The 6,806-nt window shown below is 40.2% G+C and carries 5 protein-coding genes; 3 read left to right on the forward strand and 2 right to left on the reverse strand.

Going from position 1 to position 6,806, the window contains the following annotated elements; all coding sequences use genetic code 11:
- Positions 1-257 precede the first annotated feature (257 nt).
- Entirely contained in the window at positions 258-1,841 is a 1,584-nt protein-coding gene (locus tag PN457_RS04520; protein WP_271731612.1) for a DUF1565 domain-containing protein, read from the reverse strand.
- A 271-nt stretch (positions 1,842-2,112) separates the two neighbouring features.
- Here PN457_RS04520 and PN457_RS04525 point away from each other — a divergent pair, with 271 nt between their 5' ends.
- From PN457_RS04525 to thiS, 3 genes are all read left to right on the forward strand, one after another.
- Positions 2,113-2,829, forward strand: a complete 717-nt coding sequence (locus PN457_RS04525; protein WP_271731614.1) for a hypothetical protein — start codon at positions 2,113-2,115, stop codon at positions 2,827-2,829.
- Positions 2,830-3,119: 290 nt separating this feature from the next.
- Positions 3,120-4,226 carry a thiamine phosphate synthase gene (locus tag PN457_RS04530; protein WP_271731615.1) on the forward strand — a complete coding sequence of 369 codons (1,107 nt, stop codon included), beginning with the start codon at positions 3,120-3,122 and terminating at the stop codon, positions 4,224-4,226.
- A 25-nt stretch (positions 4,227-4,251) separates the two neighbouring features.
- A complete protein-coding gene (gene thiS, locus PN457_RS04535) occupies positions 4,252-4,464 on the forward strand; it encodes a sulfur carrier protein ThiS (protein ID WP_271731616.1) in 213 nt (70 codons plus the stop codon).
- Here the strand turns inward: thiS and PN457_RS04540 are convergent.
- On the reverse strand, positions 4,461-5,693 hold the full coding sequence (locus PN457_RS04540) for a glycosyltransferase family 4 protein (protein WP_271731617.1): 1,233 nt from the start codon (positions 5,691-5,693) through the stop codon (positions 4,461-4,463). The genes thiS and PN457_RS04540 overlap by 4 nt on opposite strands.
- Between the last annotated feature and the right edge of the window lie 1,113 nt (positions 5,694-6,806).

The following is a 6,806-nucleotide window of genomic DNA, read 5'->3' on the forward strand; positions in this document are numbered from 1 at the left end:
ATAGCGGTAGTCTTTCTTGTAAATCTTAAGAGAAATATCGCGTCTGGCTAAGGCGTGCAAGTCTACTAAGGGATAACCGCTCCCATGCTCCCGTTGAAGTAGAAAGTAAAGTCTAGCTTTGTCTAGGTTTTATATAGCAGATAACCGTCTATGAAACAAGAAGTTAACGCTAAAATTGCCAGTGGGTAGTTTTGGGTAAGTTTAACCGAGCGGTGAGGTAAGTGTATTTCACAAGCCAGGTGATGCTTTCGCACAAATCATTTTAATGGTTCCATTATAGTTCTTAAACCCAAACTTTTGAGGACATTGAGGATTTCATCGGCATTATTGCGATCGCTAAACACTCCCACTTGCATCACTCTGCGACCTTGCCGGACAGTAGGAAATGCTTCTGGTACTAAGTTTAGCACTAGATCTCGTTCCTGATTATTTGTGATATTAACTACAACGCGGTAGCGTAAACCCGGCGGATTTTCAGTAGATGCGATGCTCTGAGTGGGAGGAGTACTGGGATTGGGAATTGGTAACAGAGGTGATTCCCCAAAGGGAGGTGCTTGACCTGGAGGTGGCGACTGGGGGGCTACAAATTCCACAATATTAGGATCAATCTGGAGATAATTCCTCTGTGATTGATTAGCTTGGTTTGGCTGATTGGGAGCAGAAAAGATAATTTCTTCATTGGTAGGGATTGTCTGGGTGGGAGGATTGGCGAGGGTAGGCCGCTGAGGGTTTTGACCTATGGGTGCTGTTTGAGCTTGAAAGTCTACGTTACCAATAATGCGATTTGGGAACAGGTTATTACCAACTGCAGGAATCCTCTGGTTACTCCCACTTGCATTAATATCATAGCCCATATTATTGCGAAATTGGTTTCCACCTACTTCAGTCATAGTACCTAGGTTTGGTATTGCTGGGGTGAGAACCACTAAACCATCTTCCCTACTACCTTGAATTAAATTCTGCCGTAAAATCGGCCGAGCATTACCTTGTACTATGATGCCATAGCGATTGTTTTGAATTTGATTACTGCCCAATATAGGCGCAGCATTGTCAGTAATATTGATGCCAAATCCTGTTTGCTCAAAAACATTTTCCCGCACTTGCGCCTGGGAATTACCGCCAATGGTCATACCATTCGCCCCATTACGATGAAAGTAATTCTGCCTAATTGTAGGGGAACTGTTACCACTGATAGAGATCCCATCCTGAGTATTGCGGGTAAATGTATTGTTTGTGATCACAGGATTGCTGGACTCAACCCACAAACCATAACCACGGGGCTGGGGATTTGTGACCGTTACCCCACTTAACTCAGCCTTGTCTGCACCGACGATAGTGACGTTTTGACCACCAAAGCTGCGACTAAGGAATGTTCCACCACCTCTAATTGTAATTCCCTGTCCTTTGCTGGAACTATCTCCTTGAATCACAACACCCGGTTTGAGGTTGATGGGAAAAACCTCCCCAGTCTCAGCAGTATAATTACCGGGGAAGAGGATAATCATTGTATTGGGAGTCGCTACTTGCAAGGCGTGGGTAATAGTTTGGAAAGGAGCGCTCTGAGTACCATTACCCGAAGTGTTATTTCCCAGACGGGGGTTGACAAATAACATTTTCACTTCAGACCTTGTGCTTTCACCCTGGGAGGTCTGAGGTATTTGAGCCGAAACTCTACCGGAACCGAGACCCAGTACAGTTATAGTTATTACTCCTAAGCCTAGGGTGAAAGATAAGATGGAAGAAACCAAAAACCAGACTAATTCCTGGGAAGAATTTGATTGATCAAGGTGGCGAGTTAGCTGTAATTGCAGGAGCTTTGCTTGAGAATATTGAGAATACATAATTGGGATAAATCCACTTTCGATAAATGCTAATAATATAGGACTTATGTAGCTGTAATCATATCTTAACTGGGGGGGGAAAGTGCAATCCTCACAATCAGGTAAGGAGCAGCCATGAATACCAGCAAAAAATATAATTTTTTATGACAGGTGTCTAAGTCCTATACTAAAGTTTTTATCCCCTGAGAATGAAGAATGTCAATCATTGGTATTATGCGATCGCTCACAGTCATCAACCTGGTAATTGTGAGAATCAATACTAGAAGTAAGCATGAACACTTTGATTTCGGCGATTGTCTTAGCCACCACACATTTATTTGCAGCTAAACTAAGATTTCTCAAATATACACCACGTAGTCGTGGTTTATCCTTTGGTAGCGGTGTATCTGTAGCTTATGTGTTTATTCACATTTTGCCAGAACTGAGTCAAGCACAAGTAAAACTGCAAAGCAGTTTAAATATGGTATGGAGTTTTTTAGAGCATCATGTCTATATAGTGGCACTTTTAGGTTTAACGGTTTTTTATGGCTTAGAGAGATTGGCGAAAACTTCACTTGTAGGGAGTGAAACAACAGGAAAGCCGACAGATTTCTTTTTCCTACATATTGCTGCTTTTGCGATTTATAATGTCTTAATTGGGTATTTGCTAGTACAACGAGAGAACTCAAATATTAAGGGTTTATTATTATTTTCTTTGGCCATGGCGCTGCATTTTGTGGTTAACGATCATGGTTTGCGTCAACATCACAAAAGAATCTATGACAAAATTGGTCGTTGGCTATTATCAATGGCGATAATTGTGGGTTGGTTTCTGGGCTCAGTTACGGAAATTAATCAGGCTATTGTTGCGGTTTTATTTGCGTTTTTAGCTGGTGGTATTGTCCTCAATGTTCTGAAGGAAGAACTACCAGAAGAGAGAGAAAGCTGTTTTTGGGCATTTGCTTGTGGTACATTGAGCTATGCAATTCTTTTATTAGCTGTGCAATAGCTGTTGGGGATTGGACTTGATGCAAATGATTGATTGACTTTGCCCAAATAAATTACACAATAAAAGTTACTAGACCTGCTGATAAATAATTCTCTATTAAAGAAAAAAAGATATTTTGTGTGTTATGCAGGTGAATTGCTGAATATATGCTTTTTGTTCAGTTTAAGATATATGATAATATCGTTCTTAAATCTTTGCTGTTTCATCTATCTAGCAAGTAAGGTATGTATAAAATTATATTAAATTTGTACTTATTTTTGATATTACCGGACTAGAAAATTTTGATCAAAATGTCTCAAAGTTTTGATATTACCCCACTTAATGCAAGTAATAATAGGGTTGTTGTTATGGTGGAGCCAAACAGCCAAAAAGCGCAAATACAGCCAGCTGTTTACCGGATTTTAGATGCTAATCTAGACCGAGCCCGGGAAGGATTGCGAATTATAGAAGAATGGTGTCGCTTTGGGTTAAATAACGCGCAATTAGTTGGGGAATGCAAGTACCTGCGTCAAGAATTGGCTCATTGGCATACTGCGGAACTGCGGGCGGCGCGAGATACACCCGGTGATCCGGGTACGGAATTGACCCATCCGCAGGAAGAACAACGCTCTAGCATTGGGGCGCTATTACAAGCAAACTTTTGTCGTGTCCAAGAAGCAATGCGGGTGCTCGAAGAATACGGTAAGCTTTACCATCCCGATATGGGTAAAGCTTTGAAGCAGATGCGTTATCGTGTTTATACTCTAGAAACTAGTTTAATGGGCTACCAGCGTCATCAACTACTGTGGCGATCGCAGTTATATCTAGTGACTGCTCCCGCAGAAAATTTGCTCCCACAGGTGGAAGCCGCTCTCAAGGCTGGATTAACCCTTGTGCAGTACCGGGAGAAAACTGCTGATGATTATATACGTGTGGAACGGGCGACAAGATTAAGGGAATTATGTCATTCCTACGGTGCTTTATTTATCGTTAATGACAGAGTAGATTTAGCTTTGGCCGTGGATGCAGATGGTGTACATTTGGGACAACAAGATATGCCTATTGCCATGGCTAGACAATTACTAGGACACCAACGTTTGATAGGGCGTTCTACTACCAATCCTGAAGAAATGCAAAAGGCAATTGCTGAAGGTGCAGATTATATTGGTGTGGGTCCAGTTTATGAGACCCCCACGAAAGCAAATAAGCCAGCAGCGGGCTTACAATATGTTACCTATGCCGCCCAACATAGCTCAATTCCTTGGTTTGCCATTGGGGGTATAGATACAAATAATATCAATGATGTGATCGCAGCGGGGGCGGAACGTGTAGCGGTGGTACGAGCTATCATCCAAGCGGAACAGCCGACCCTGGTAACACAATATTTGATTTCCCAGCTTCATCACATCCAACCATAACCAGTTGATAAATCAGCACTTTAAGATGTCTAATCAGATTACACTCCAGGTAAATGGCGAAACCCGTAGTTGCTCCTCCCAAACGCTGTTACCAGATTTACTGCAACAGTTCGGTTTTAATCCCCGTTTAGTAGCGGTGGAATATAATGGTGAAATTTTACACCGTCAATTTTGGCCAGAAACACAAATGCAGCCAGGCGATCGCTTAGAAATAGTCACCATTGTAGGTGGTGGTTAATTCAACACACCATTAGGGATAGGTTCAGATAGGTACAGCGAACGGTAAAGGGTTTTGCGTCTGGCTAATTGTTTACCTTTGCGACCGAGTTTTTCACGTAAATGCTGGTCGTTACACAATCGTTTGAAAGCCTGAAAAACTTCGTATCCAGATTTGGGATTCACGAGAATCCCATTTTCTTCATGGCGAACTATATCAATCACCGAGCCTAAACGAGAAGCAATCACAGGCTTACCGAAATAATTTGCTTCTAAGTAAACAATACCAAAACCCTGTATACATTCCTTGGGGTCTAAGGAACTGAGCATCGCAAACAGATCACAAGCTGCATAATAACCAGCTAATTGGTCATCGGGTATATGTCCGGTCAAGTGTACTCGCTTGTCTACTCGCAAGCGCTGGGCTAATTTTTTTAATGCGGGTTCACATGGCCCTTGTCCGCAAAGTATATAGTAAACATCAAGTCCAATTGTGAGTAGCAGTGGTAAGTTTTCAATCACACGATCAAAGCTTTTTTCCTTGACTAACCTTCCTACCGAAAGAATTACTATTGCTGTTTCCGGAATATTGTACGCTTCCCGCACCCGTTGACGTAAATCATCAAAATTAGCTTGATTCTTTTGAATACCAAATTTTTCTGGTCTGACTATAGGTTGAATAACATGGGTGGGAGTGGTTAACCGGAAAGTTTTGTGGAGATAATCTTGGGTGACGTAACTGTTACAAACAATTCCCTCGGCGCGTTTCAGGGTCAATTTTAAGAGCGATCGCCATATGGGATTATTTAAACTCTCAAGAATATCGCTACCATGGAGATACATAAAAAAGCGTATGGGTAGGATATAGCTCAATAGTAATAATGCTGGAAAATCGTAGCCGTGACCCCATTCAATATAACGGTAATGATAACGAAAATAGAGTTTGATGGCTAGCACAAATGAGCAGACTAAATCGATAGTAGGTTGTAATAGACTTCCCAGAAAATTACCCAACCAGTATCGACAATTGAACCAGCGATATACAGGAAATTCTTGAGCCGCATCAAATACTTGATCGCCAGAACAAGCAGATGTGAGAACAACTACTCTTTCTGGGTCTTGAACACAGCGATTATAGAGATATTCCCCAATCACTGCTTTTTTTGGCAGAAATAGATGGGATACTACTAATATATCAGGATTTGCCCTTTCCTGTCTAATTTTTGTTCGGAGTTGTGAGATATGTTCCATGCTAATTTTTGATCAGTTGAATTTAAAAGATATGTAAGCCTTAATACTAGAATTTAGGTCAATGTTTAGATGGATTTAAATTCTAGTAATTGAACTGACTAACTTGGTAAGTATTGACTATGTTGTACCTCAAGCCAAGAAGTTAACTACATAGAAAACAAAATAGTTTATAACGGAATTAAAACCTGAAATTTGAGTGATTTCGCCATTTACAGCATCTTTTTACAACGTCTTAAATCCTCAAATTCCCCTCGCTATAGATGCTATATATACTAACTAGTGAGTGCAGAGCTTCGTGATCATTTAAGCGAGAAATGGGCTATTTTTTTATTTTAGCTAATAGCTATCATTGACAAAACAGGGATTTGTACTTTTTTTTACCAGGTTTTTTCGCACTCTGAATTAATCCCGTAACAGTTGAGTTATGTATAGATATTTACCTCTGTTTAGGATATATAAAATTTAAATTTTGTATCCTTGCTTGAGGGAATAGATTACACATCTCTCAGCTATATTTTATAACATTCAACATGGGAAATTTCTGTGAAGTTTTTGTAAATTATTTTAGTGCTACATAAATTTTACCAATTTGATAATTTCAATGCCAAACAACTCCCCAGAAATCGTGATTCTTAGCCGATTTCATGAATAAAAAAATGCTAAAAACCTATTCAATATTGTCGGTATTAATAGCATATCCTAAATAAAGTTCTATGTCATGCCAAAATGCCCAACAAATATGATTTCCTGGTAGTATATATCATCAAATTTAGGAAACTCCCGGAAAATTATCCTGTTTTTCTGATGATGCTCAAGTTGTTAATCCGCTGGCTACATAGTTAATAGTAATACAAGTAAAAGTGATATATTACCGAGCTATTGTTAATAGCGAGTATATCTGTCATATCTGGCGTGGCGTAGCCATACCCTTAGAAGATGTTTTAAAAGGTATGATTAGTGTATCAACTATTGTTTGACCCCACCCCCTTCCTTACAAGGGTAGGTTTTTAATATGATCTGTGAAGGCAAGACTACCGAAGACAAGGAAGGAAAGTGGACAAGGAAGATTTTATACGGACAATGGTCTTTTAATGGGCTATTTTTCTTACTAAG

Origin of the sequence: Anabaenopsis arnoldii, assembly GCF_028331025.1 — a bacterium.
Classification (GTDB): Bacteria; Cyanobacteriota; Cyanobacteriia; order Cyanobacteriales; family Nostocaceae; genus Anabaenopsis; species Anabaenopsis arnoldii.

Bases quoted from the DNA above. Each gene is read 5' to 3' on its own strand.
- PN457_RS04540 (WP_271731617.1), bottom strand. From the start codon at position 5,693: ATGGAACATATCTCACAACTCCGAACAAAAATTAGACAGGAAAGGGCA.
- PN457_RS04525 (WP_271731614.1), top strand. From the start codon at position 2,113: ATGAACACTTTGATTTCGGCGATTGTCTTAGCCACCACACATTTATTT.
- PN457_RS04530 (WP_271731615.1), top strand. From the start codon at position 3,120: ATGTCTCAAAGTTTTGATATTACCCCACTTAATGCAAGTAATAATAGG.
- PN457_RS04520 (WP_271731612.1), bottom strand. From the start codon at position 1,841: ATGTATTCTCAATATTCTCAAGCAAAGCTCCTGCAATTACAGCTAACT.
- thiS (WP_271731616.1), top strand. From the start codon at position 4,252: ATGTCTAATCAGATTACACTCCAGGTAAATGGCGAAACCCGTAGTTGC.